Raw genomic sequence first — 25,135 nt, 5'->3', positions numbered from 1 at the left:
CGGGGGATTGTCAATGAGAAGGGCGCGCCGGGTCGGGCGCGCGCCCCGGTCGTTCGCGGTGCTGACGGATCAATCCAGACGGGACAGCAGACCGCCCGGCGCCCGTGCGATCCGGCCCTCAAGCTCCAGCGTCAGAAGCTCGGGCGCGATGCGGCCGGGGGGCAGGGCAAGGTCGCGGATCAGCTGGTCCTCGGCCAGCGGCGAGGGGCCGAGGCGCGAGAGGATCCGGGCATGCAGCGCGGCCGGGTCCGCGGGGGCGGGGCGGCTGGCATGGGCGGGGGTGGCGGGCACCTCGGTGATGCGGGGTTTCGGTTTCGGGGCCGGAATGCGGGTCGGCGTGCTGTCCAGCGCCTCGATCACGTCCTCGGGGCCGCGCACCAGCGTCGCGCCGTCGCGGATCAGCAGGTTGCAGCCCGAGGCGCGGGCGTCGAAGGGATGGCCCGGCACCGCCAGCACCTCGCGCCCCTGATCGAGCGCGGTGCGCGCGGTGATGAGACTGCCCGAGCGCGCCGCGGCCTCGACCACGACGACCGCGCGGGCAAGGCCCGAGATGATGCGGTTGCGCTGCGGGAAATGGCGGGCCTGCGGGTGCAGCCCGGCGGGATGTTCCGACAGGCGCAGGCCGCGGGCGCCGATGTCGTGAAACAGCGCCTCGTTCTCGGCGGGGTAGACCACGTCCACGCCGCCCGCCAGAACGGCGATGGTGCCGGTTTCCAGCGCGGCCAGATGCGCGGCGCGGTCGATGCCGCGCGCCAGCCCCGAGACGACGACATGGCCGGCATCCGCCAGCCCCTCGGCCAGTTTCCGGGCCATGCGCGTGCCCAGCGACGAGGCATTGCGCGCGCCTACCAGCGCCACCATCGGCCGGTCCAGCAGATCGGTCCGGCCCAGCGCCCAGAGGATCGCGGGCGCGTCGGGCAGATCGGCCAGCGCCGCCGGATAGCCCGGCCCGCCATGCACCAGCGGCACCGCGCCCAGCGCGCGGCCCCTTGCCAGTTCGGCGCGGGCGACGCCTTCGGGGCAGGTTTCGTAGCCATCGACGCAGGCGGCGCGGGCGATGTCGGGCAGGGCGTCCAGCGCGGCCCGTGCGGTGCCGTGCTCGGCCATCAGCCGGTGATAGGTCGTCGCGCCGACGCGGCGCGAGCGGATCAGCCGCAGCCGGTCGAGCAGGTCATCCTCGGCGAGGGGGGCGGCGAACAGGGGCAGGGCGGCTTGGGCGGGCACGGGGCGGGACTCCGGTCGGGGACCGGCGGAGAGTGCCGCAGCCAGGGTTAACGGAAGGTGAATCCGCGCGCTTCGCGGGGCGCGCGGCAGAACGGATGCCGAGGGGGGGCTGGCTGCGGTCGGGGGGAGGGGAGGGATTGGCGGCCATGTGGCGGGGCCTGAAAGTCGTGTCGCGCCCGAGGGGGGCGCGACCGGATGAGACGAAGCTGCTAGACCAGGGAGCCTTCCCGGGTGGGTGGTGCGAGGGGGTGGTAGGAAGAAAAATTCTCCACGTTTTCGCAACTTCGCTCATCCGTGAGACAAGCTTTCGCCGCAAATGGTTAACACAAGGTGAACAGATTCAAGAAATTCGCCTTTAAGGAGAGTTTTTTTTGCCGCCTTGGGGCAGGGATCGGCAGATTTTTGCCGATAATTGGGCGCCCCGATCAGGATCCGGCCCCGCCCACGGTCAGCCCGCCGATCATCAGGGTCGGCTGTCCCACGCCCACCGGCACCCATTGCCCCTGCTTGCCGCAATTGCCGATGCCGGGGTCGAGCGCCATGTCGTTTCCGATGGCGCGGATCTGCTGCATCGCGGTCGGACCGTCGCCGATCAGCGTCGCGCCCTTGACCGGGGCGCCGACCTTGCCGTTCCTGACGCGATAGGCCTCGGTGCAGGAGAAGACGAATTTTCCATTCGTGATGTCGACCTGTCCGCCCCCGAATCCAACGGCATAGAGGCCGTCCTTGAGATCCGCCACGATATCGGCGGGATCGGAACTGCCCGACAGCATGTAGGTATTGGTCATGCGCGGCATCGGCGGGTGGGCGAAGCTCTGGCGCCGTCCGTTGCCGGTGGGGGAAACGCCCATCAGCCGCGCGTTCTGGCGGTCCTGCATGTAGCCGACCAGAATCCCGTCCTCGATCAGCACGGTGCGGCCCGATGGCGTGCCCTCGTCATCGACGCTGATCGAGCCGCGGCGATCGGGAATCGTCCCGTCGTCAAGCACCGTGACGCCCGGTGCGGCGATTCGCTGGCCCATCAGCCCGGCGAAGGCCGAACTCCCCTTGCGGTTGAAATCGCCCTCCAGTCCGTGGCCCACGGCCTCGTGCAGCAACACGCCCGGCCAGCCGGGGCCGAGGACCACATCCATCACGCCCGCGGGTGCGGCTTCGGCGTCGAGATTGACCAGCGCGATGCGCAGCGCCTCGCGGGTGGCGGCCTCCCAGTTCGTGCGCGCGATCAGCCCGGCAAGGCCGTGCCGCCCGCCGCCGCCATGGCTGCCGGATTCGCGGCGGCCATCCTGTTCGACGATCACGCCGACATTCAGCCGGGCCATCGGGCGGATGTCGGAAAACAGCATCCCGTCGGGGCGCAGGATCACCACCTCCTGCAGCGAGGCCGCCAGCGTCGCGGTCACCTGCACCACGCGCGGGTCCAGCGCCCGGGCGAAGGCGTCGATCTCGCGCAGCGTGTCGAGCTTGACCCCGAAACTGGCGTCGGCCATCGGGTCGGCATCCGAATAGAGCCGCCGGTTGGTCGGCTGCGGCGGATCGGCCAGCGTGCCGCCGCCCTCGGCCACCGCCAGCCGCGCGGTCCGGGTGGCGCGGGTCAGGGCCTGTTCGGAGATCTCGGTGGAATGGGCATAGCCCGCGGCCTCGCCCCGCACGGCGCGCAGCCCGAACCCTTCGGAGGCGTCGTAGCTGGCGGTGCGCACGCGGCCGTCATCGAAGCTGAGAACCTCTGAGCGGGTGCGTTCGAGGAACAATTCGCCGTCATCGGCCCCGGCGGTCGCCTGTTGCAGAAGCGCCAGCGCGCGGTCGCGGTCGAGCAGCGTCTCGAAGGGGCGGAAGGGGCCTTGGGGCATGCGCGTCCTCTGGGTGAAGAAAGGCGGCAGAATGTCGCAGCTTTCGCTTGTATCCTGCCGTTCAATATGTTTCTTTGGCGGGGCGATACAACTGTCTCCGCAGAGATCGCGACGAAGGGCGGCCAACGCCCGAAAAGGGAACCGGGGAATAGCGCACAGCGCGAGGCCCGGACTTCGACTGCCGGGTTTTCCCTGATAAATGTCCGGTGCCGCGCGCTCCCGCGGCCCGGACGCCCTCCCCCCCCCCCGAAGACCTGCCCGAAAATCTCGTTTCCGTCCGGGGTGACAGCGCCCCGCGTCTGGCGTATCAGGCCGCAGAGCGAGAGAAGGCAGGCAGATGCGCTATGTGTCCACGCGGGGGCAGGCCCCGATCCTGACATTCGAAGAGGCGATGCTGACGGGGCTGGCGCGCGATGGCGGGCTGTATGTCCCCGAAACCGTGCCCGCGATGGCGCCCGGCGAGATCGCGGGGCTGGCGGGGCTGTCCTATGAGGAGGCCGCGTTCCGGGTGATGCGGCCCTTCATCGGCGAGGCCTTCACCGATGCCGAGTTCGAGGCGATCATCGGCCGGGCCTATGCGGGCTTCGGCCATGCCGCGCGCGCGCCGCTGGTGCAGCTTGGGGCCAATCATTTCCTGCTGGAGCTGTTCCACGGGCCGACGCTGGCCTTCAAGGATTTCGCGATGCAACTGATCGGCCAGCTGTTCCAGGCGGCGCTGGCGCGGTCGGGCCGACGGGTGACCATCGTGGGGGCGACCAGCGGGGATACCGGGTCGGCGGCGATCGAGGCGTTCCGGGGGCTGGACAATGTGGATGTGTTCATCCTGTTCCCCGAGGGGCGGGTCAGCGAGGTGCAGCGCCGCCAGATGACGACGCCGTCCGAGGCGAATGTGCATGCGCTGGCCGTGCGGGGCGATTTCGACGATTGCCAGGCGCGCGTGAAGGACATGTTCAACGATTTCGCCTTTCGCGATGCCGTGGGGCTGGCCGGCGTGAACTCGATCAACTGGGCGCGGGTGCTGGCGCAGGTGGTCTATTACTTCACCTCGGCCGTGGCGCTGGGCGCACCGCACCGGGCGGTCAGCTTTACCGTGCCCACGGGCAATTTCGGCGACATCTTCGCGGGCCATGTCGCGCGGCGGATGGGGCTGCCGATCGAAAGGCTCGTGATCGCGACGAACCAGAACGACATCCTGCACCGGGCGCTGTCGACGGGGGCCTATGAAACCCATGGGGTTGCGCCCTCGATCAGCCCGTCGATGGATATCCAGGTCTCCTCGAATTTCGAGCGTGCGCTGTTCGAGGCCTATGGCCGCGACGGGGCGGCGGTGGCCCAGCAGATGCAGGCGCTGAAGGACCAGGGCGGATTCACCATCAGCCAGGGTGCGTTGCAGGCGCTGCGCGAGGTCTTCGCCTCGGGCCGGGCCTCCGAGGAGGAGACCGGCGCCACGATCCGCGCCACCCATGAAGCGACGGGCGAGATCCTGTGCCCGCATTCGGCGGTGGGCGTGAAGGTGGCGCAGGACCAGCCCGTCAGCGCCACGCCGATGATCGCGCTGGCGACCGCGCATCCCGCGAAATTCCCCGATGCGGTCGCGGCGGCCACCGGGATCAGGCCGCCCCTTCCCAAGCGCATGGCGGATCTGTATGAGCGCCCCGAGCGCGTGACGGTCGTGGACAACGACCTTGGCGCGATCGAGTCCCTGATCGAGGAAAGGCGCGCGGATTGAGCGTAGAGCTGCACAGGATGGCCAACGGATTCCGTGTCGTGACCGAGCGGATGCCGGGGCTGAAATCGGCCTCGATCGGGATTTGGATCATGGCGGGCGGCCGCGACGAGCGGGCCGAGGAAAACGGCATCGCTCATTTCCTGGAGCACATGGCCTTCAAGGGCACCGACAAGCGCACGACCCTGCAGATCGCCGAGGCGATCGAGGATGTGGGCGGCTATATCAACGCCTACACGGGCCGCGAGATGACCGCCTATTACGCCCGCGTGCTGGAGGCCGATGTGCCGCTGGCCCTCGACGTGCTGGCCGATATCCTGCTGAACCCGCTGTTCGAGCAAGCCGAGATCGAGGTCGAGCGCGGCGTGATCCTGCAGGAGATCGGGCAGGTGCTGGACACGCCAGACGACGTGATCTTCGACTGGTTGCAGGAGGTCGCCTATCCCGGCCAGTCCATCGGGCGCACGTTGCTGGGGCCTGCGGAACGGGTGCGTGGCTTCACCCGGGACGATCTGTTTTCCTTCATCGGGCGGCATTACACGCCCGAGCGGATGATCCTGTCGGCGGCCGGTGCGGTGGACCATGACGAGATCGTGCGGCTGGCCGAGGGGCTGTTCGGCCATCTGGCGCCCGGCACGCAGGCAGCGCATGAGCCCGCCCGCTTTACCGGCGGCGAGCGGCGCGAGGTCAAGAAGCTGGAACAGGCGCATCTGGCGCTGGCCTTCGAATGCCCCGGCTATCGTGACCCCGCGATCTATACCGCGCAGATCTTTGCCACCGCGCTGGGCGGGGGCATGTCCTCGCGGCTGTTCCAGGAACTCAGGGAAAAGCGGGGGCTTTGCTATACCGTCTTTGCCCAGGCCGGCGCCTATGCCGATACCGGGCTCATCACGCTATATGCCGGGACCAGTGCGGCGCAGATCGGCGAACTGGCGGAACTGACCATGGCCGAGATCGCGCGTTCGGCGCAGGACATGACGCCCGCCGAGGTGGCCCGGGCGCGCGCGCAGATGAAGGCGGGGTTGCTGATGGGGCTGGAAAGCCCCTCGAACCGGACCGAGCGGCTGGCGCGGCTGGTGTCGATCTGGGACCGGGTGCCCGGCATCGAGGAGACCATCGCCCATATCGACGCGGTGACCACGGGCGATGTGCGCGACTTCGCCGGGCGGATGGCCGGGGCGGGGCAGGCCGCGCTTGCGCTTTATGGCCCTGTCTCGAAGGCGCCGGGGCTGGATGCGTTGCAGGGCAGGCTGGCGGCCTGATGCTGGGCCTCAGGCGCAAGGTCCGGGTCGAGACGGACCGGATGTTCCTGCGCCCGCCGGTCCATGCCGATTTCCGCGACTGGGCCGCGCTGCGGGCGGCGAGTGCCGCCTTCCTGACCCCGTGGGAGCCGGCCTGGGCGCCCGATCACCTGACGCGCAAGGCGTTCACCAACCGGGTCTACTGGGCGCAGCGGGCGATGGGCTCGGGGTCTGCGATCCCGCTGTTCCTGTTCCGGCGGGCCGATGACGTGCTGCTGGGCGCGATCACGCTGGACAATATCCGGCGCGGGCCGTCGCAATCGGGGACGCTGGGCTACTGGATCGGGCAGCCCTTTGCCCGGCAGGGCTATATGCGCGAGGCGATCGAGGCGGTGGTTCACCATGCCTTTGCCATGCGGGATCTGAGCCGGATCGAGGCCGCCTGCCTGCCCGAGAACGTCGCCTCGCGGGGCGTGCTGGAGAAATCCGGCTTCAAGTATGAGGGCGTGGCGCAGAGCTATCTGCAGATCAACAATCGCTGGCGCAACCACGTCCTTTACGCGAACCTGCGCAGCGACCGGCGCGGGCGGACCGAGACCGGGCTGGCCTGACGCCGCGCCCCGTGGTACGGCGGGGGTCCGTTCCCGGGTGCAGGCAGCGGAAAATATCCGGTTTTAACCTAATTTCTGTTGCGCCGACTCACGCAAATCCCTATCTGACCCCGTTACGGACGCCAACGCACGCGCCTCTGTCCCCTCACGGGTTACGTAGCGACGGTAACGTCTCCCTTGGAACTGAGCGGCCATGTCATGGCCGGGTCTATTGGAGATGACCATGTACGCTACGCAAGTCGGCTTTGCCGGCCAATCCCCCGTATTCGAATCCACCCGCGCCGAAGATTTCATCCGCGCGCACCGCTTCGAGCGGCCGACGCTGGTGCTGGACATCGAGGCGGTGGCCGAGCGCTATGCCGCGCTGAAGGCCGGGCTGGGCCGGGCGGCGATCCATTATGCCGTCAAGGCCAACCCCGCGCCCGAGATCGTGGCGCGGCTGGCGGCGCTGGGCTCGGGCTTCGACGCCGCCTCGCGCGCCGAGATCGAGCTGTGCCTGGCCCAAGGGGCGGCGCCGTCCGCGATTTCCTTCGGCAACACGGTCAAGCGGGCCTCGGACATCGCCTTTGCCCATCAGGCGGGGATCACGCTGTTCGCGGCCGATGCCGAGGAGGAGATCGACAAGATCGCCGAACATGCCCCCGGCGCGCAGGTCTATATCCGCGTGCTGGTCACCGCGAGCGAGGCCGACTGGCCGCTGTCGCGCAAGTTCGGCTGTGCGCCGGGCAAGGTGCAGCCGCTGCTGGCGCGCGCCCTTGCGGCGGGGCTGCGGCCGGTGGGCCTGTCGTTCCATGTCGGCAGCCAGACGCGCGTGGCGCGGATGTGGCTGTCGGTGCTGGACGAGGTGGCGGGCATCTGGCACGCGGCGCATGCGGCGGGCTTTGACCTGGAATTGCTGAATATCGGCGGCGGGTTCCCGGCCTTCTACGGCGAGGAGGTCGAGCAGCCCGACATCTATGCCGCCCAGGTGATGCGGCTGGTCACCGACCTGTTCGGGGCGGTGCCGCGCGTGATGGCCGAACCCGGCCGCGGCATGGTGGCCGAGGCGGGCGCGATCGCGGCCGAGGTGATGCTGGTCTCGCGCAAATGCGACACCGATGCCTATCGCTGGGTCTATCTCGATATCGGCAAGTTCTCGGGGCTGGCCGAAACGATGGACGAGGCGATCCGCTACCAGTTCCTGACCGGGCGCGAGCATGAGCCGGTCGGCCCCTGCATCCTGGCCGGGCCGTCCTGCGACAGCGCGGATGTGCTGTATGAAAAGCGCCCCGTGCTGCTGCCGCTGGGGCTGAGCGCGGGCGACCGGGTCATCATCCGCAATTCGGGGGCCTATACGTCGAGCTATGCCTCGGTCGGCTTCAACGGCTTTCCGCCGCTCGATGTCGTGGTGATCTGACACGGCCTGCGCGCCGCGCTGCTGCATTGCGGCGCGGCGCGGGTCGGGCTATCGCTTGGGCGCATCATCAGGATCCGCGCCCATGACCCGACCCACCGACCCCGTTGCCCTGACCGCCGATCTGATCCGCTGCGCTTCGGTCACGCCGAGCGAGGCGGGCGCGCTGCGCCTGCTGGAAACCCGGCTGGCCGCGGCGGGGTTCGAGTGCCGCCGGGTGGACCGTGCGGGCGTGCCGAACCTGTTCGCGCGCTGGGGGGCGAAGGGGCATCGCCGGACCTTCGGCTTCAACGGGCATACCGATGTCGTGCCCGCGGGCGATACCGCGGCCTGGACCCATGACCCGTTCGGGGCAGAGATCAGCGACGGCTATCTGTGGGGGCGCGGTGCGACCGACATGAAGTCGGGGGTTGCGGCCTTTGTCGCGGCGGCCATCGACCTTGTGACCGACACGCCGCCCGAGGGTGCGATCGTGCTGACGATCACCGGCGACGAGGAGGGCGACGCGACGGATGGCACGGTCGCCCTGCTGGACTGGATGGCGACAGAGGGCGAGCGGATGGATGTCTGCCTGGTGGGCGAGCCGACCAGCCGCGAGCGCCTTGGCGACATGATGAAGATCGGGCGGCGCGGGTCGATGTCGGCCTGGTTCACCGCCCATGGCGTGCAGGGCCATTCGGCCTATCCGCAGCGCGCGCAGAACCCGATCCCGGCGCTGGCGCGGCTGGTCGAGCGGCTGTCGGCCTATCCGCTGGACGAGGGCACGCGCCATTTCGATCCCTCGACGCTGGCGGTCACCACGTTTGATACCGGCAATCCCGCGACCAACGTGATCCCGGGGCTGTGCCGGGCCACCGTCAATATCCGCTTCAACGAGGCGCACGGGTCCGACAGCCTGACCGAGTGGCTGCGCGCCGAGGCGGATCGCGTGACCGGCGAGACCGGCATCCGTTTCGATCTGGAGGTGAAGGTTTCGGGCGAAAGCTTCCTGACGCCGCCGGGCGCGCTGTCCGACCTGGTGGCGGGCGCGGTCGAGGCGGAAACCGGGCTGCGGCCCGAGCCGTCGACCTCGGGCGGGACATCGGATGCGCGCTTCGTCAAGGATTTCTGCCCGGTGGTCGAGTTCGGTCTGGTGGGCAAGACGATGCACCAGGTGGACGAGCGGGTGGAGCTGGCCCAGATCGAGGCGCTGAAACGGGTCTATGGCCGCATCCTTGCCGCCTATTTCGCCTGATCCGGCCCCGCTTTCCGGCTGACGGGGGCGGGCGCGCGTGCTAGCTCTGCGTGCATGAGCCAGATACCGTCCAAGACCGAAATCCTCGACTGGATCGCCGCGCATCCCGGCGAAAGCTCGAAGCGCGACATCGCCCGGGCCTTCGGCATCAAGGGGGCCGACCGGATCGACCTCAAGCGCGTGCTCAAGGAGCTGGAGGACGAGGGCCATCTGGAGAAACGGCGCCGGAGCTATCGCGACCCCGACCGGCTGCCGCCGGTGAGCGTGTTGCAATTGCTGGCGCCGAACCGCGATGGCGATCTGTTCGCGAAACCGCTGGAATGGCATGGCGAGGGGGCGGAGCCGCGCGTTCTGTTCGTCGCGCGCAAGGAAGAACCCGCGCTGGCCGAGGGCGACCGGATCCTCGCCCGCCTGCAGGAGGTGCGCGGCGAGGATCACCAGTACGAGGCGCGGCTGATCCGCAAGATCGGCGTGAACCCGAAACGGGTGCTGGGCATCTTTCGCACCGGCGCCGAGGGCGGGCGGATCGTGCCGATCGACAAGGGCGCCGATCTGGAATGGATGGTGGGGCGCGATGCGACCCATGGCGCGAAGGATGGCGAACTGGTCGAGGCCGAGCAGATCGGCCCGCGCACCCGCATGGGGCTGCCGCGGGCGCGTGTCGTGGACCGGCTGGGCGATCCGTCGGCACCCAAGGCTGTCAGCCTGATCGCGATCCACCAGCATGGCATCCCCGATGTCTTTTCCGACGACGCCATCGCCGAGGCCGACCGGGCGAAACCCGCGGGGCTGGGGGATCGCGAGGATCTGCGCCATCTGCCGCTGGTGACCATCGACCCGGCCGATGCGCGCGACCGCGACGACGCGGTGCTGGCGATGCCCGATGACGACCCGAAGAACGAGGGCGGGCATGTGCTGTGGGTCGCGATCGCCGATGTGGCCCATTACGTCCGGCCCGGCTCGGCGCTGGATCGCGAGGCGCGCGAGCGCGGCAATTCCACCTATTTCCCCGACCGCGTGGTGCCGATGCTGCCCGACCGGCTGTCGGGCGATCTGTGTTCGCTGCATGAGGGCGTGCCGCGCGCCTGTATCGCGGTGCGCATGGTGATCGACGCGCATGGCAACAAGCTGTCGCATCGCTTCACCCGGGGGCTGATGGCCTCGGCCGCGGCGCTGACCTATGCCCAGGTGCAGGCGGCGCAGGATGGCCAGCCGGACGAACGCAGCGCGGAGCTGCTGGAGGACGTGATCCGCCCGCTTTATGCCGCCTACAGGGCGCTGGCCCGGGCGCGGGAGGCACGTCAGCCGCTGGATCTGGACCTGCCGGAGCGGCGGATCGTGCTGTCCGAGGATGGTCACGTCGCCTCGGTCAATTTCCGCGACCGGCTGGAGGCGCATCGGCTGATCGAGGAGTTCATGGTGCTGGCCAATGTCGCCGCCGCCGAGGAACTGACCCGGCTGCGCCGCCCGCTGATCTTTCGCGTGCATGAGGAACCCAGCCCCGAGAAGCTGGACGCGCTGCGCGAGGTGGCCGCGGCCTCGGGCTTCACGCTGGCGAAGGGGCAGGTGTTGCAGACGCGGCACCTGAACAACCTGCTGGACCAGGCGATGGGGACCGAGTTTTCCGAACTGATCAACCTGTCGACGCTGCGCTCGATGACGCAAGCCTATTACACGCCGGAACATTTCGGCCATTTCGGGCTGGCGCTGCGATCCTATGCGCATTTCACCTCGCCCATTCGCCGCTATGCCGACCTGATCGTGCATCGCGCGCTGATCACGGCGCATGGCTGGGGCAAGGACGGGCTGTCGCCGCAGGAGATCGAGGAACTGGAGGCGACCGCGCAGCATATCAGCGAGACCGAGCGCCGCTCGATGGAGGCCGAGCGCGACACGACCGACCGTTACCTTGCCGCCTATCTGTCCGAACGGGTGGGCAACGAGTTCGCGGGGCGGGTGTCGGGCATCGCGCGGTTCGGCGTGTTCGTGAAGCTGGACGAGACCGGCGCCGACGGGCTGATCCCGATCCGCGAACTGGGGCAGGAATATTTCCACCATGACCGCGAGGCGCAGACGCTGATGGGCGCCGATACCGGGCTGACCATCGGCATCGGCCAGCGCGTGACCGTGCGGCTGTCCGAGGCGGTGCCGGTCACCGGCGGGCTGGTGCTGGAACTGTTGTCGATCGAGGACAAGGCGATGCGCCCCGGCCCGCGCAAGACCCGTGGCAAGATCCCCAAGCGCAACCTTGGCCGGTCGAAGGCGCGGACCGACAAGGCGAAGCGCAAGGTCACGCGCAAACGCTAGGCGAAATCCGGCGGGCGGCGGGAATGGCGCTTTGCGTTCGGCCGGGGAGCGGGTACATTTGCGGCAAAACCGGAAAGGTTCGAGCAGATGTCATTTTTCCCCGCCCGGGCTGCGGCCCTTGCCCCGTTGCTGTGCGCCCTGAGCATGACCGCCCCGGCCCAGGCGCTGGAAACCTCGCCGCGCCCGACGCCGCGCCCCGCGCTGGCCGACCTGGCCGAAAGCGCGCGCCCTGCGGCCCGCGCCACCGTCACGAGGGAGGCCGCAATGGACCAGGCGCAGCATTCGATGGCGCATATCGGGTTCGAGCGCTGGATCGGCGAGTTCCGCGGCCGGGCGCTGGCCCAGGGCATCGCGCCGGCGGTCTTCGACCGGGCCTTCCGGGGGGTGGGCTACAATGCCGATGTGATCGGGCGCGACCGCAACCAGTCGGAATTCACCCGCACGATCTGGGATTATCTCGACAGCGCGGCCTCGGAAACGCGGGTGGCGAACGGGCGCGAGGCGCTGGCGCGGCATCGCGCCCTGCTGGAGCGGATCGAGGCGCGGTTCGGCGTCGACAAGGAGGTGGTGGTCGCGATCTGGGGGCTGGAAAGCGCCTATGGCACGTTCCGCGGCACCACGCCGATCATCGAGGCGCTGGCCACGCTGGCCTATGACGGGCGGCGCGGGGCCTTTTTCGAACAGCAACTGGTCGCGGCACTGAAGATCGTGCAGGCGGGCGATACCGAGGCGCGCAACATGACCGGAAGCTGGGCGGGGGCGATGGGGCATACCCAGTTCATCCCCACCTCCTATCTGGACTATGCGGTGGATTTCACCGGCGACGGGCGGCGCGACATCTGGTCGGAGGATCCGGCCGATGCGCTGGCCTCGACCGCGGCCTATCTGGCGCGGTTCGGCTGGAAGACGGGCCAGCCCTGGGGCGTCGAGGTGCGGCTGCCGGGCAATTTCGACTACCGGCTGGCCGATCGCGGCGAGAAGCGGATGCCGTCCGACTGGGCGGCGCTGGGGGTGCGCGACATGGACGGGCGGGCGGTGCCCGATCACGGGCGCGCCTCGATCCTGCTGCCCGCGGGGGCGCGCGGCGCGGCCTTCATGATCTTCGACAATTTCGCGGTGATCGAACGCTACAACACGGCGGATGCCTATGTGATCGGGGTGGGGCATCTGTCCGACCGGATCCGGGGCGGCGGGCCGATCCGGGCCGACTGGCCGCGCGAGGACCGCGCGCTGGTCTTTGCCGAACGCCAGGAATTGCAGGAGCGGCTGACGCGGGCGGGATTCGACACGAGGGGGATCGACGGCCGGATCGGGCCGAACACCATCGCCGCGGTGCGCGCCTTCCAGCGATCCGCGGGCCTGATCCCGGACGGTTATGCCAGCCTGGAGATCCTCAAGCGGCTGAGGTGAGGCGGCGGCGCGCAGGGCATCGTTCCGGCCCGGCGGACCGGGGCGGTCATCTCAGAGCAGGCCGGTCAGATAGGCGTGGCATGCCGTATATCCGGGCTGTCCGTCATTGCCGACCTCTTCCAGATGGGCCAGCGCGGTGCGCACGCTGGCGGGCCGGTTCGGGTAATAGTCCTTCCGGCTGCCCTGGTTGTTGCCCATCTTCACATGTTCCTGACCCCGCGGGCCGATGAGGTGGCAATGCCAGCCGCCGGGGTCGCCGATGAAATCGCCCTTCAACTGAATGGTCGAGCGATCGGCGGCGCCTTGCAATCGGGCGAGCTGGCCGACCGGCGCGCTGCGATCGGCGACCCGCTGGAGGACGGAGGCGGCGGTCGGCGCGGGCTTTGCGGAACCGAGCGGTCGCGTGGTTCGCGCCGGTCGGCTGCGGGGGGTCAGGCTGTGCATGGGGCGGATCCTTCCGACGTTTCCGGGGAAAGGATGAACAACTCTTGCCGTTCTGCAAAGACATTCTTTCGGTTCGGGAAAAGCCGGGCGTCCGGCGGTCGCGGATCGGCGCATATGTGCCCCGGGATGCGAGTCGCCGGTCGGGGGGGATGGTCGAGGGGGCGGAACGTTTGGCGACAGGGCGAGTCGGGGGAACCTTCATGCCTTGTTCCTGCCCGGAGTCCCGATTGCCCCGGCTCCGGGGGCGCGGGCTGGTAACCTTTGCAGACTGGCGTCAGGCCCGCTTTGGCGTTACACTCGACCCCAGACCCGGCAAACGGGCAAGAGCAGAGGCAGTCGAGGCAGTACGCCCATGACGGAAATGGTCTATGGATCCGCGCCCATTCGCGCGGGCGAACCGGTTCTGCCGCGCTGGTGGCGGACGGTGGACAGGTGGGCGATCTCCTGCATCCTGGTGCTGTTCGGGGTGGGGCTGTTGCTGGGGCTGGCCGCCTCGCCGCCGCTGGCGGCCAAGCACGGGCTGACCGCGTTCTACTATGTCGAGCGGCAGATGCTGTTCGGAGCGCTGGCGCTGGGCGCGATGATGCTTGTCTCGATGATGTCGCCGGACATGGTGCGCAGGCTGGGCGTGATCGGCTTTCTGGGCGCGTTCCTGGCGCTGGCCTTGCTGCCCGTCCTGGGCACGGATTTCGGCAAGGGGGCGGTGCGGTGGTATTCGCTGGGCTTTGCCAGCGTGCAGCCCTCGGAATTCCTGAAGCCCGGTTTCATCGTTCTGGCCGCCTGGATGCTGGCCGCGGCGCAGGCGCTGAACGGCCCGCCGGGACGCATGATGTCGCTGGGCGTGACGCTGGTGGTGGTGCTGTTCCTGGCCTTCCAGCCCGATTTCGGGCAGGCGGCGCTGATCCTGTTTTCCTGGGGGGTGATGTATTTCGTGGCGGGCGCGCCGTTCCTGCTGCTGGTCGCCGTGGCGGGTGCGGTGGTTGCGGGCGGCACGCTGGCCTATCAGAGTTCCGAACATTTCGCCCGCCGCATCGACGGCTTCCTGTCGCCCGAGATCGACCCGCGCACCCAGCTTGGCTATGCGGTGAACGCGATCCAGGAGGGCGGGTTCTTCGGCGTGGGTGTGGGCGAGGGGCAGGTGAAATGGTCGCTGCCCGATGCGCATACCGATTTCATCATCGCGGTTGCGGCCGAGGAATACGGGCTGGTTCTGGTGGCCGCGATCATCGGGCTTTACGCGGTGATCGTCGTACGCTCGTTGTTCCGGCTGATGCGCGAACGCGACAACTTCATCCGGATCGCGGGCACGGGGCTGGCCTGCACCTTCGGCGTTCAGGCGCTGATCAACATGGGCGTGGCGGTGAAACTGCTGCCCGCCAAGGGCATGACGCTGCCCTTTGTCAGCTATGGCGGTTCGTCGCTGATCGCCATGGGGATCATGGTCGGCATGCTGCTGGCGCTGACCCGCAGCCGGCCGCAGGGCGAGATCGGCGACATCCTGCGCCGCAGGGGGCTGGCATGAGCGCGCCGCTTCTGGTCATCGCCGCGGGCGGCACCGGCGGGCACATGTTCCCGGCCCAGGCGCTGGCCGAGGCGATGCTGGCGCGCGGCTGGCGGGTGAAGCTCTCGACCGATGCGCGCGGCGCGCGCTATGCGGGCGGATTTCCGCGGCAGGTCGAGATCGCCCGCGTGGCCGCCGACAGCCTGGCGCGCGGCGGGCTGGTCGAGCGGATCGCGGCGCCCTTCCGGCTGGGCGTGGGCGTTCTGGCGGCGCTGGTGAGCATGCTGCGCGACCGTCCGGCGGTGGTGGCGGGCTTTGGCGGCTATCCGTCCTTCCCGGCGCTGACGGCCGCGATCGTGCTGAAACTGCCGCGGATGATCCACGAACAGAACGGCGTGCTGGGGCAGGTGAACCAGCTTTATGCGAAGCGCGTGCATGCCATCGGCTGCGGTATCTGGCCCACCGACCTGCCCGAGGGCGTCGAGGGCTGGCATGTCGGCAACCCGGTGCGCGCCGCGGTGATGGAACGCGCAGGCGCGCCCTATATCCCGCCGGGCGATTACCCGATGAGCATCGTCGCCATCGGTGGCAGCCAGGGCGCGCGGGCGCTGTCGGACAACGTGCCCGCCGCCATCGCCGCGCTGCCCGGGCATCTGCGCCGCCATATCCGCGTGTCCCACCAGGCCCGCGAGGAGGATCTTGCGCGGGTCGAACTGGCCTATGCCGAGGCGGGCATCGAGGCCGAGGTGCGGCCCTTCTTCGAGGACATCCCCGCGCGTCTGGCCGAGGCGCAACTTGTGATCAGCCGGGCGGGCGCCTCGTCGATTGCCGACATTTCCGTGATCGGGCGGCCTTCGATCCTGATTCCATACCCTTACGCGACGGGCGATCACCAGACCGCCAATGCCCGCGGGCTGGTCGAGGCGGGCGCGGCGATCCTGATCCCCGAATCCGCCCTTGACCCCGCTGCCCTGTCGGCGCAAATCGCCACGGTTCTCGAACAACCCGAAGGGGCCATGCGCATGGCCCATGCCGCGCTGTCCTGCGGACGGCCCGATGCGGCCGATCGGCTGGTCGAGATCGTCGAGGCGCTGGGCGGAGAAGGGCGATAGCATGAACCTTGTAACGGGACAGGACTGGATGAACGCGGCGACCAAGCTTCCGACCGATGTGGGGCCGATCCATTTCGTCGGCATTGGCGGGATCGGCATGTCGGGCATTGCCGAGGTGCTGCTGAACCTGGGCTACCGGGTGCAGGGCTCGGATCTGAAGGGCTCCAGGATCACCGACCGGCTGCGGGCGATGGGCGCCACCATCTTCGAGGGCCAGCGCGCCGAGAATCTGGGCGGCGCGGCGGTCGTGGTGATTTCCTCGGCGATCAAGCCGGGCAATCCCGAGCTTGACGCTGCGCGGCTGGCGGGCCTGCCGGTGGTGCGCCGGGCCGACATGCTGGCCGAGCTGATGCGGCTGAAGTCGAATGTCGCGGTGGCCGGCACCCATGGCAAGACCACCACCACCACCATGGTCGCCACGCTGCTGGATGCGGGGGGGCTGGATCCGACCGTCATCAATGGCGGCATCATCCACGCCTATGGCTCGAACGCGCGGCTGGGCGCGGGCGAATGGATGGTGGTCGAGGCCGACGAATCCGACGGCACCTTTACCCGGCTGCCTGCCACCATCGCCATCGTGACCAATATCGACCCCGAGCACATGGAGCATTGGGGCGATTTCGACCGGCTGCGGCAGGGCTTTCACGATTTCGTCTCGAACATCCCGTTCTACGGGCTGGCGGTCTGCTGCACCGATCACCCCGAGGTGCAGGCGCTGGTCGGCCGCGTCACCGACCGCCGGGTGGTGACCTTCGGCTTCAACGCGCAGGCCGATGTGCGCGCGGTGAACCTCAGCTACAAGGCGGGCGTGGCGCAGTTCGACATCGCGTTGCAGGCCGAGGATGTCCTGATCGAGGGCTGCACTCTGCCGATGCCGGGCGATCACAATGTCTCGAACGCGCTGGGCGCGGTGGCCGTGGCGCGGCATCTGGGGATGAAGGGCGACGAGATCCGTTCGGCGCTGGCGGGCTTTCGCGGCGTGAACCGGCGCTTCACCAAGGTCGGAGAGGTCGGCGGCGTCACCATCATCGACGATTACGGCCACCATCCGGTGGAGATCGCCGCCGTGCTGCGCGCCGCCCGCCAGGCCACGACGGGCCGGGTGATCGCCGTGCACCAGCCGCATCGCTACACGCGGCTTCATTCGCTCTTCGAGGAGTTCTGCACCTGCTTCAACGATGCCGACGTGGTCGGCATCGCCGAAGTCTATGCCGCGGGCGAGGACCCGATCCCCGGCATCAGCCGCGACGACCTGGTCGCGGGCCTGATCCGCCACGGCCACCGCCACGCCCACGCGATCCTGTGCGAGGACGACCTGGAACGCCTGGTCCGCGCCGAGGCCGGTCCGGGCGACATGGTGGTGTGCCTGGGCGCAGGTACGATCAGCGCCTGGGCGAACGGGCTGCCGAAACGGCTGGGGGGCTAGGGGCGGAGGCCGATGGTCGAGATTGCGGAGATCACGGACCAAAAGACGTTCCGGGCGTGGCTCGACCAGGAAGACCTGCCGCGAGAGGCCATGGTGGCGCTGGCCCATCGTGCGGCGATGCGGGTTTTTCCGGTGTGGTGGGCGGGGGTTGATACCGCAGACTGGGCGCGCAAAGGTGGTCTAACACCTGTACCGGTGTTGTGGTGCAACGCTATTTCAGGGGCGTTTGCCATTTCGACGCGTGGTGAAATCGCCGAAAGAAGATTCGCCGCTGCCGATGCAGCCCGCGATTCTACAATGCAAGATTCAACGAATTCGGGTTTGTCCAAGCGACTTCGAATGCGCAGTCCCGCGGCTAGGCTTTTAACTAATCCTGTGACACTCGATGTCGAGTTTTCCGCTCGTGCCGCAGCGGCCGCCGCCTCGATTTACGCTGGAGGCGGCTCCGTCATCGCAGCCGCAAATGCCGCCTCGACCTATGCCGCCGACGCCTCGACCACCGCCTCGACCACCGCCTCTGCCTCTGCCTCTGCCTCTGCCGTCGCCGCCGCCGACGCCGCCGCCTACGCCGCCGCCGCCGACGCCGCCCCCGTCTACGCCGTCTGGGCTGCGCTGCGCGAGGATTGCGCCGCGCGCGCCGATGTTCCGCGGCTCATGGCCGCCCCGCTCTGGCACGCGGCGGAGCGGCCCTTCGACGGGGCATGGCGGTCCCTGCGCGCCAAATACCCGCTAGATGGCGATCACCCCTGGGCCTTCTGGATCGACTGGTATCAACGCGCCCTCGACGGCACCGAGACGCGCTGGGACCTGCTGCGCAAGATCGCGCTGATCGACGACGCGGTGTGGAAGGCCGGGCCCGAGGCCGTCGCCGCCGAAATCGCGCGGTTGCAGGGCGGTGAGGGCGAAAGTCGGTCGCGGGAGGAAGCACCGGATCCGGCCGTTCTGGATGCTGCCGCCGCCAGAACCCCGAATGCCGAGATCGTCGAGGTCAACCCCGATACGCACCTCGCCCGTGCCGTTCCGCTGTCGGATATCGACCGGGATTTCCTGCAGGATGCGCGCGACCGCATGACCGATGCGGCGGGGATGTTCGGGGATCTCGCGAGAGCCGACAATCAATACGGGGGACTCAAGGGAGAGGTCGAACAGCTCAGGTCGGGTCTCGACCGCTATCGCGATCGGCCGCAGCGCCTGCATGACATCGCGCTTCAGGTCGCGCGCCGGGTGGACCACAAGGAAGCGCTGGGCGAATGTCCCGAGGCGGCGAAAGACCCGCTGATCGCCGATTTCAAGCTGGAACTGATCGGGATTGCTGCCGATTTCCGCCAGCAGGACGAAAAGGTCCGCGAGGTCGCGCTTGCGCGGACCACAGAGCGATTGATCGAGGTTTCCCCGGAGGCCGCCGTGGGCTTGCCCGCCGCCGCTGCTGTTCTTGCGCAAGCCGCCGAAGGGGAATTGGCCGAGGAACTGGTCGAAGATGCCGCCGTCGCGGCCGATCCGCGGGCCGACCCCACGACACGCGCCCATGCGATCTACCGTTTCGCGAGCCGCTGTTTCCGGATTGGGTCTCTGATCTACAAGACGACGCGGGGTGCCCTGGCGGAGGTTGCGGGCATCTCGAGGGATGTTGCCGTTATCGCCGGGTCTTCGGCCGCGGTCGTGGCGGTGATCAACTTGTTGTTGGGACTCTTCTGATGCGGTCGGTCGTGGACAGAGCGAGGTCGGCGCGATGACCCAAACCCTCAAGCGGCGCATCGGTCTTGGCCTTCTGACGGCTTACGGGGTGGGGGTGATCGTGGGGGCGGGCATTTATGTGCTTGTCGGCGCGATTGCGGGTGTGGTGGGGGTGTGGACGCCGCTGGCCTTCCTGCTGGCGGCGCTGGTCGCCGCCCCTGCGGCGCTGTCCTATGCGGAACTCTCGGCGCGCATTCCCGAGGCCGCGGGCGAGGCGTCCTATGTCGAGCAGGCGCTGGGGCTGCATTGGCTGGCGGTGGCGGTGGGGCTGGCCATCGTGCTGGCGGGCACGATCTCGGCCGCGGCGGTGCTGCGCGGCGGCACGGGCTATCTGGTGGCGGTGCTTGGCCTGCCTTTCGCGCCGCTGATGCTGGTGCTGGGGGGCGGGCTGGTGCTGGTGGCGGTGCTGGGGGTTCTGGAAAGCCTGGTGCTGGCCGCGGTGCTGACGGTGGTGGAACTGATCGGGCTGGGGCTGGTGGTCTATGCCGGGGTTCTGGCCGCGCCGGTGGAGGACTGGATCCGGCCGGGCCCCTTGCCGCTGGCGGGGCTGGGTCTGGCCACGGTGCTGGCCTTCTTCGCCTTCATCGGTTTCGAGGACATGGTGAACATGGCCGAGGAGGTCGCCGACCCTTCCCGCACATTGCCGCGCGCGATCCTGCTGGCGCTGGCGATCACGACGCTGGTCTATGCGGTCGTGTCCATAGTGACCCTGCGCGCCGTGCCCGTGGCCGACCTGGCCGCGAGCGAGCGCCCGCTGGCGCTGGTCTGGGAGCGGGGCACGGGCGGGTCGGCGGGGTTCCTGTCGCTGATCGCGGGGGCGGCGGCGCTGAACGGGGTGCTGGCGCAGGTGGTGATGGCCGCCCGCGTGCTGTTCGGCCTGGGCCGGAGCGAGGCGCGGCTGGCGGCATTCCACCATGCCCATCCGCGGTTCGGCACGCCGGTTCTGGCGACGCTTGTCGTGGGTGGCGCGGTGCTGGTCGCGGCGCTTGTGCTGCCGGTCGCGGCCCTTGCGGGGGCGACTTCGGTCGTGCTGCTGCTGGTGTTCGCGGTGGTGAACCTGTCGCTGATCGTGCTCAAGCGCCGCGCGCCCGAGGCGCCGTTCCGGGTGCCCGCCTGGGTGCCCTGGGCGGGTCTGGGCGGGGCGCTTGCGGCGCTGGTGCTGTCGCTTGGGGGGCTGGCATGAGCGGGGCGGGGTGCATCCGTCGCGCGGAGAAGGAGGCCACGCCATGACCGTTTCGCTGATCCTGGCCTGTCTGTGGGTCGTTGTCGCGGCCGGGCTGGGGATGCTGCCCCAGCGGTATCACTGGCCCGCGGCCTATGGGCTGATCGCGCTGGGCATCCCGCTGCTGGGTTATGTCACCTATCAGAACGGGCCGATGCTGGGCATGGTGGCGATGGCGGCGGGGGTTTCGGTGCTGCGCTGGCCCACGCTTTACCTGCTGCGCTGGCTGGCGCGGCCTTTGCGCCGCGGCCAGCGCGAGGAATGACCATATTGCTGGTCTTTGCCGGTTGGGCGGCGGGGCCGATCGTGGTCTATGCCGCGCTGTCGCACGGGCTGCGCCGGGCCTTGCCCGAATTCCTGGCGCTGATCGGGGGCTATTCGGTCTTCGTCTGGCTGACCTGGGCGGCGCTGGTCCGCGGCGCGGGCGGTCCGGTTGCGCCGATGTCGGTGATCGGCCCATGGGCGGGCGTTGCGGTGCTTTCGGGGCTGCTTTATGCCCTGGGCGCATGGATCGGACGCGACAGATGACCCCGATGCCCGCCGCGCGCGGCACCCTGACACCGGACCGGCCGCTGGCCGATCTGACCTGGCTGCGCGTGGGCGGGCCGGCGGACTGGCTGTTCCAGCCTGCGGATGCCGAGGATCTGGCCGCCTTCCTCGCCGCCTTGCCCGCCGATGTGCCGGTGTTTCCGATGGGGGTGGGGTCGAACCTGATCGTGCGCGATGGCGGGATCCGCGGCGTGGTGATCCGGCTGGGCCGCGCGTTCAATGGCATTTCCGTCGAGGGGTGCCGCGTCACCGCCGGGGCGGCGGCGCTGGATGCCCATGTGGCGCGGCGTGCGGCCGAGGCAGGCGTGGACCTGACCTTCCTGCGCACCATTCCCGGCGCCGTGGGGGGCGCGGTGCGGATGAATGCGGGCTGCTACGGGCGCTATGTGGCCGATGTCTTCGTCTCGGCCCGGGCGGTGACGCGGGATGGCCGGATCGTGACGCTGGGCGCAGCCGATCTGGGCTTTCGCTATCGCCAGACCGACCTGCCCGAGGGCTGGGTGCTGATCGAGGCCACATTCGAGGGGCCGCAGGGCGATCCTGCGGCGCTGGAGGCGGCGATGGCCGATCAGATCGCGAAACGCGACGCGAGCCAGCCCACGAAGGAGCGCAGCGCGGGGTCCACCTTTCGCAACCCGGCGGGGTTCAGTTCCACGGGGCGCGCGGATGACAGCCACGAGCTGAAGGCCTGGACGCTGATCGACGCGGCGGGGATGCGCGGTGCGCGGCGCGGCGGTGCGCAGATGTCGGAGAAGCATTCGAACTTCCTGCTCAATGCCGGGGGGGCGAGCGCGGCGGACCTGGAAGGGCTGGGCGAGGAGGTCCGAAAAAGGGTTTTTCAAAATGCCGGAATACAGTTAGAGTGGGAAATCATGAGGGTCGGTGAACCGGCCCCTGACAACTAATAGGCGAACGGGGCCGGCAGACGCCCCGGGACAAGAGGCAAAGGTGGCGGGCAAGCCGAGCAGGTCAGCCCTCCGCGTGGCGGTAGTGATGGGTGGCCCCTCGGCCGAGCGTGAGGTGTCGCTGTCTTCGGGGCACGAATGTGCCGTGGCGCTGCGTGGGGAAGGCTTCGACGTCGTCGAGATCGACGCCGGTCGGGATCTGCCCGCGCGTCTGGCCGAGTGTGCCCCCGATGTCGTGTTCAACGCGCTGCATGGCCGCTGGGGCGAGGATGGCTGCGTGCAGGGCCTGCTGGAATGGCTGGGCCTGCCCTATACCCATTCGGGCGTTCTGGCCTCGGCGCTGGCGATGGACAAGCAGCGGACCAAGGAGGTCTATCGCGCCGCGGGCCTGCCGGTGGTGGACAGCGTGATTGCGCACAAGGCCGAGGTCGCCGCGCGCCATGTCCTGCCGCCGCCCTATGTCGTCAAGCCCAACAACGAGGGGTCCTCGGTCGGCATCCATATCGTGCAGGCCGATGCGAACACGCCGCCGCGGATGGGCGAGGACATGCCCGATCTGGTCATGGTCGAAGCCTATGCGCCGGGCCGGGAACTGACCACGACCGTCATGGGCGACCGGGCGCTGAGCGTGACCGATATCCTGACCGAAGGCTGGTACGATTATCACGCGAAATACGCGACGGGCGGCTCGCGCCATGTCGTCCCGGCCGAATTGCCCGGCGAGGTGTTCGACGCCTGTCTGGACTACGCGCTGCGCGCCCATCGCGCGCTGGGCTGCCGGGGCCTGAGCCGCACGGATTTCCGCTGGGACGAGGCGCGCGGGCTGGACGGGCTGATCCTGCTGGAGACGAACACGCAACCCGGCATGACGCCCACCTCGCTGAGCCCCGAACAGGCGGCCCATTGCGGCATCCCGTTCGGCGCGCTTTGCCGCTGGATCGTGGAGGATGCCTCATGTGCGCGGTGATCCTGCCGCCGCGCGATCCTGCGCCCTCGCGGTTGACCTACCGGATGCAGCGGCTGTGGCTGACGCCGCTGTTCCGGCTTGCGGTGCTGCGCGGGCTGCCGCTGGCCGCGGTTCTGGCGATCCCGGCGCTGTGGTTTTCGGATGCCGACCGGCGGGCCGAGGTCGCGGGCCAGATCGCCGACATTCGCCGCCAGGTCGAGACGCGGCCCGAATTCATGGTCAAGCTGATGGCGATCGAGGGCGCGACCGACCTGGTCGCCGAGGACATCCGCGAGGTGCTGCCACTGGATTTTCCGGTGTCGTCCTTCGACCTGGACCTGCAGCAGATGCGCCGCACGGCCGAGGCGCTGGACGCTGTCGAAGCCGCCGAGTTGCGGGTGCGCCCGGGCGGGGTGCTGGAACTGAAGGTGGTCGAGCGGGTTCCGGCGGTGGTCTGGCGGGGCGCCGCGGGGCTGGAATTGCTGGACGCGCAGGGCAACCGGGTCGCGCCGATCGAGACCCGCAGCCTGCGCGCCGATCTGCCGCTGATCGCGGGCGAGGGCGCGCAGCGTGCGGTGCCCGAGGCGCTGGCGCTGGTCGCGGCCGCCGCGCCGATCGAGGAACGGCTGCGCGGGCTGGTGCGGGTGGGCGAACGGCGCTGGGACGTTGTGCTGGACCGCAACCAGCGCATCCTCTTGCCCGGGCAGGACGCGGTGGCGGCGCTGGAGCGGGTGATCGCGCTGGACGGCGTGACGGACATGCTGGGGCGCGACATCGCGGTGGTCGATCTGCGCAATCCGGGGCGGCCGACGGTGCGGCTGGCGCCGGACGCGGTCGAGGAATTCAGGAAGATCAGAAGATCAGGGGCAGGAGCGACCAACGGATGACCGATCTCTACCAGGCGCAGCGGGCGATGCGGCGGATGCGCAAGCAGGCGATGGACCGGGGCGTGATCGCGATCCTGGATGTGGGCAGTTCCAAGATCGCCTGCCTCGTGCTGCGCTTTGACGGCATCCGGCCGGTGGGCGGCGTCGAGCAGATCGGCGCGCTGGCGGGCCAGTCGCGGTTCCGGGTGATCGGCGCGGCGACGACACGTTCGCGCGGGGTGCGTTTCGGCGAGATCCACGGCATGCACGAGGCCGAGCGCGCGATCCGCACCGCCGTTCAGGCCGCGCAGAAGATGGCGCAGGTGCGGGTGGATCATGTGATCGCCAGCTTCTCGGGGGCCGAGCCGCGCTCCTACGGGCTGGACGGGCAGGTGGAGCTTGCCGACAGCATGGCGACCGAGGCCGATATCGCGCGCGTGCTGTCGGCCTGCGAGATGCCCGATATCGGCCCGGGGCGCGAGGTGCTGCATGCCCAGCCGGTGAATTTCGCGCTGGATCACCGGTCCGGGCTGGTCGATCCGCGCGGGCAGACCGGCAACCGGCTGGCCTGCGACATGCATCTTCTCAGCGTGGATGCGGGCGCGATCCAGAACCTTGTGCAATGCGTCAAGCGCTGCGACCTGGAACTGGCGGGGCTGGCCAGTTCGGCCTATGCCGCGGGCCTGTCGGCGCTGGTCGAGGACGAGCAGGAACTGGGCGCGGCCTGCATCGACATGGGCGGCGGGGCCACGGGCCTGTCGATCTTCATCAAGAAGCACATGATCTATGCCGACAGCGTGCGCATGGGCGGCGAGCATGTCACCTCGGACATCTCGAAGGGGCTGCATGTGCCGATCTCCACCGCCGAGCGGATCAAGACGCTGCATGGCGGCGTGGTCGCGACCGGGGTGGACGATCGCGAGATGATCGACCTGGGCGGCGACAGCGGCGATTACGAGCGCGACACGCGGCGGATCAGCCGGACGGAACTGATCGGCATCATGCGCCCGCGGGTCGAGGAGATCCTGGAAGAGGTGCGCACCCGGCTGGACGTGGCGGGGTTCGATCATCTGCCCTCGCGCCAGATCGTGCTGACGGGGGCGGGCAGCCAGATCCCCGGGCTGGACGGGTTGGCGGCGCGCATCCTGGGCCAGCAGGTGCGTTTCGGCCGACCGCTGCGCATCCAGGGCCTGCCGCAATCGGCCACGGGGCCGGGATTCGCGGCCTCGGTGGGCTTGTGCCTGTTCGCGGCCCATCCGCAGGACGAATGGTGGGATTTCGACATTCCCGCCGAACGCTACCCGGCGCGCTCGCTGAAAAGGGCGGTCAGGTGGTTCAAGGAGAACTGGTGATCGCTAGATGTGGTCTTATCGGCAAAATCCCGCGGATCGCATAGCGGCACAGTGTATATTTTGTGTGAAAACCACGTTTTTTTCG

General features: G+C 69.2%; 21 protein-coding genes. 18 read left to right on the top strand and 3 right to left on the bottom strand.

Annotated features, from left to right (window positions below):
• Window positions 1–69: 69 nt before the first annotated feature.
• On the bottom strand, window positions 70–1,224 hold the full coding sequence (dprA, locus tag EV216_RS09900; protein ID WP_243642037.1) for a DNA-processing protein DprA: 1,155 nt from the start codon (window positions 1,222–1,224) through the stop codon (window positions 70–72).
• Between the two features lie 425 nt (window positions 1,225–1,649).
• Window positions 1,650–3,071 (bottom strand): metalloprotease TldD, encoded by a 1,422-nt coding sequence (gene tldD / locus EV216_RS09895; protein ID WP_132695055.1) that lies wholly within the window; start codon window positions 3,069–3,071, stop codon window positions 1,650–1,652.
• Between the two features lie 337 nt (window positions 3,072–3,408).
• On the opposite strand from tldD, the gene thrC reads away from it, so the two are divergent.
• The 7 genes from thrC to EV216_RS09860 all read left to right on the top strand — a co-directional run bounded on the left by thrC (window position 3,409) and on the right by EV216_RS09860 (window position 12,993).
• Window positions 3,409–4,800 carry a threonine synthase gene (gene thrC / locus EV216_RS09890; RefSeq protein WP_132695053.1) on the top strand — a complete coding sequence of 464 codons (1,392 nt, stop codon included), beginning with the start codon at window positions 3,409–3,411 and terminating at the stop codon, window positions 4,798–4,800.
• A 17-nt stretch (window positions 4,801–4,817) separates the two neighbouring features.
• Window positions 4,818–6,059, top strand: a complete 1,242-nt coding sequence (locus tag EV216_RS09885) for a M16 family metallopeptidase (RefSeq protein ID WP_424511179.1) — start codon at window positions 4,818–4,820, stop codon at window positions 6,057–6,059.
• The gene (locus tag EV216_RS09880) at window positions 6,059–6,649 is read left to right on the top strand and encodes a GNAT family N-acetyltransferase (RefSeq protein ID WP_132695050.1); all 591 of its coding nucleotides are present in this window, start codon (window positions 6,059–6,061) and stop codon (window positions 6,647–6,649) included. The genes EV216_RS09885 and EV216_RS09880 overlap by 1 nt, the downstream gene beginning before the upstream one ends.
• A gap of 217 nt (window positions 6,650–6,866) precedes the next feature.
• Window positions 6,867–8,045: a type III PLP-dependent enzyme gene (locus EV216_RS09875; RefSeq protein WP_132695048.1), complete on the top strand. Its 1,179-nt coding sequence runs from the start codon at window positions 6,867–6,869 to the stop codon at window positions 8,043–8,045.
• An 82-nt stretch (window positions 8,046–8,127) separates the two neighbouring features.
• A complete protein-coding gene (dapE, locus tag EV216_RS09870; protein WP_132695046.1) occupies window positions 8,128–9,276 on the top strand; it encodes a succinyl-diaminopimelate desuccinylase in 1,149 nt (382 codons plus the stop codon).
• 54 nt (window positions 9,277–9,330) lie between these two features.
• Window positions 9,331–11,583, top strand: coding sequence for a ribonuclease R (rnr, locus tag EV216_RS09865; protein ID WP_132695044.1), 2,253 nt, complete (start codon window positions 9,331–9,333; stop codon window positions 11,581–11,583).
• An 87-nt stretch (window positions 11,584–11,670) separates the two neighbouring features.
• Entirely contained in the window at window positions 11,671–12,993 is a 1,323-nt protein-coding gene (locus EV216_RS09860) for a lytic murein transglycosylase (protein ID WP_132695043.1), read from the top strand.
• A 51-nt stretch (window positions 12,994–13,044) separates the two neighbouring features.
• Here EV216_RS09860 and EV216_RS09855 read toward each other — a convergent pair whose 3' ends face one another.
• Window positions 13,045–13,437 (bottom strand): hypothetical protein, encoded by a 393-nt coding sequence (locus EV216_RS09855; RefSeq protein ID WP_132695041.1) that lies wholly within the window; start codon window positions 13,435–13,437, stop codon window positions 13,045–13,047.
• A 352-nt stretch (window positions 13,438–13,789) separates the two neighbouring features.
• Here EV216_RS09855 and EV216_RS09850 point away from each other — a divergent pair, with 352 nt between their 5' ends.
• The 11 genes from EV216_RS09850 (at window position 13,790) to ftsA (ending at window position 25,050) form a co-directional block, all read left to right on the top strand.
• Window positions 13,790–14,959 (top strand): FtsW/RodA/SpoVE family cell cycle protein, encoded by a 1,170-nt coding sequence (locus EV216_RS09850; protein ID WP_132695040.1) that lies wholly within the window; start codon window positions 13,790–13,792, stop codon window positions 14,957–14,959.
• The gene (locus tag EV216_RS09845; protein WP_132695039.1) at window positions 14,956–16,050 is read left to right on the top strand and encodes a UDP-N-acetylglucosamine--N-acetylmuramyl-(pentapeptide) pyrophosphoryl-undecaprenol N-acetylglucosamine transferase; all 1,095 of its coding nucleotides are present in this window, start codon (window positions 14,956–14,958) and stop codon (window positions 16,048–16,050) included. Before EV216_RS09850 ends, EV216_RS09845 begins: the two co-directional genes overlap by 4 nt.
• A 28-nt stretch (window positions 16,051–16,078) precedes the next feature.
• Complete coding sequence (gene murC / locus EV216_RS09840) at window positions 16,079–17,476, top strand: UDP-N-acetylmuramate--L-alanine ligase (protein WP_132695099.1); 1,398 nt, start codon at window positions 16,079–16,081, stop codon at window positions 17,474–17,476.
• 12 nt (window positions 17,477–17,488) lie between these two features.
• Window positions 17,489–19,171 carry a hypothetical protein gene (locus EV216_RS18265; protein ID WP_165899215.1) on the top strand — a complete coding sequence of 561 codons (1,683 nt, stop codon included), beginning with the start codon at window positions 17,489–17,491 and terminating at the stop codon, window positions 19,169–19,171.
• 34 nt (window positions 19,172–19,205) lie between these two features.
• Window positions 19,206–20,393, top strand: a complete 1,188-nt coding sequence (locus EV216_RS09825; protein WP_132695035.1) for an APC family permease — start codon at window positions 19,206–19,208, stop codon at window positions 20,391–20,393.
• Window positions 20,394–20,436: 43 nt separating this feature from the next.
• Complete coding sequence (locus EV216_RS09820; protein WP_132695033.1) at window positions 20,437–20,697, top strand: DUF2484 family protein; 261 nt, start codon at window positions 20,437–20,439, stop codon at window positions 20,695–20,697.
• Window positions 20,694–20,960 (top strand): hypothetical protein, encoded by a 267-nt coding sequence (locus EV216_RS09815; protein ID WP_132695032.1) that lies wholly within the window; start codon window positions 20,694–20,696, stop codon window positions 20,958–20,960. The genes EV216_RS09820 and EV216_RS09815 overlap by 4 nt, the downstream gene beginning before the upstream one ends.
• A gap of 5 nt (window positions 20,961–20,965) precedes the next feature.
• Window positions 20,966–21,886, top strand: coding sequence for a UDP-N-acetylmuramate dehydrogenase (gene murB / locus EV216_RS09810; RefSeq protein ID WP_132695097.1), 921 nt, complete (start codon window positions 20,966–20,968; stop codon window positions 21,884–21,886).
• 88 nt (window positions 21,887–21,974) lie between these two features.
• A complete protein-coding gene (locus EV216_RS09805) occupies window positions 21,975–22,853 on the top strand; it encodes a D-alanine--D-alanine ligase (RefSeq protein WP_243642038.1) in 879 nt (292 codons plus the stop codon).
• The gene (locus tag EV216_RS09800; protein WP_132695028.1) at window positions 22,841–23,719 is read left to right on the top strand and encodes a cell division protein FtsQ/DivIB; all 879 of its coding nucleotides are present in this window, start codon (window positions 22,841–22,843) and stop codon (window positions 23,717–23,719) included. The genes EV216_RS09805 and EV216_RS09800 overlap by 13 nt, the downstream gene beginning before the upstream one ends.
• Entirely contained in the window at window positions 23,716–25,050 is a 1,335-nt protein-coding gene (gene ftsA / locus EV216_RS09795) for a cell division protein FtsA (protein ID WP_132695026.1), read from the top strand. The genes EV216_RS09800 and ftsA overlap by 4 nt, the downstream gene beginning before the upstream one ends.
• The last annotated feature ends 85 nt before the right edge of the window (window positions 25,051–25,135 follow it).

The sequence above is a fragment of the Rhodovulum steppense genome, assembly GCF_004339675.1.
GTDB classification, from domain to species: Bacteria; Pseudomonadota; Alphaproteobacteria; order Rhodobacterales; family Rhodobacteraceae; genus Rhodovulum; species Rhodovulum steppense.
The sequence above is the reverse complement of the archived record's forward strand: the minus strand, read 5'-3'. Positions and strand labels throughout refer to the sequence as shown.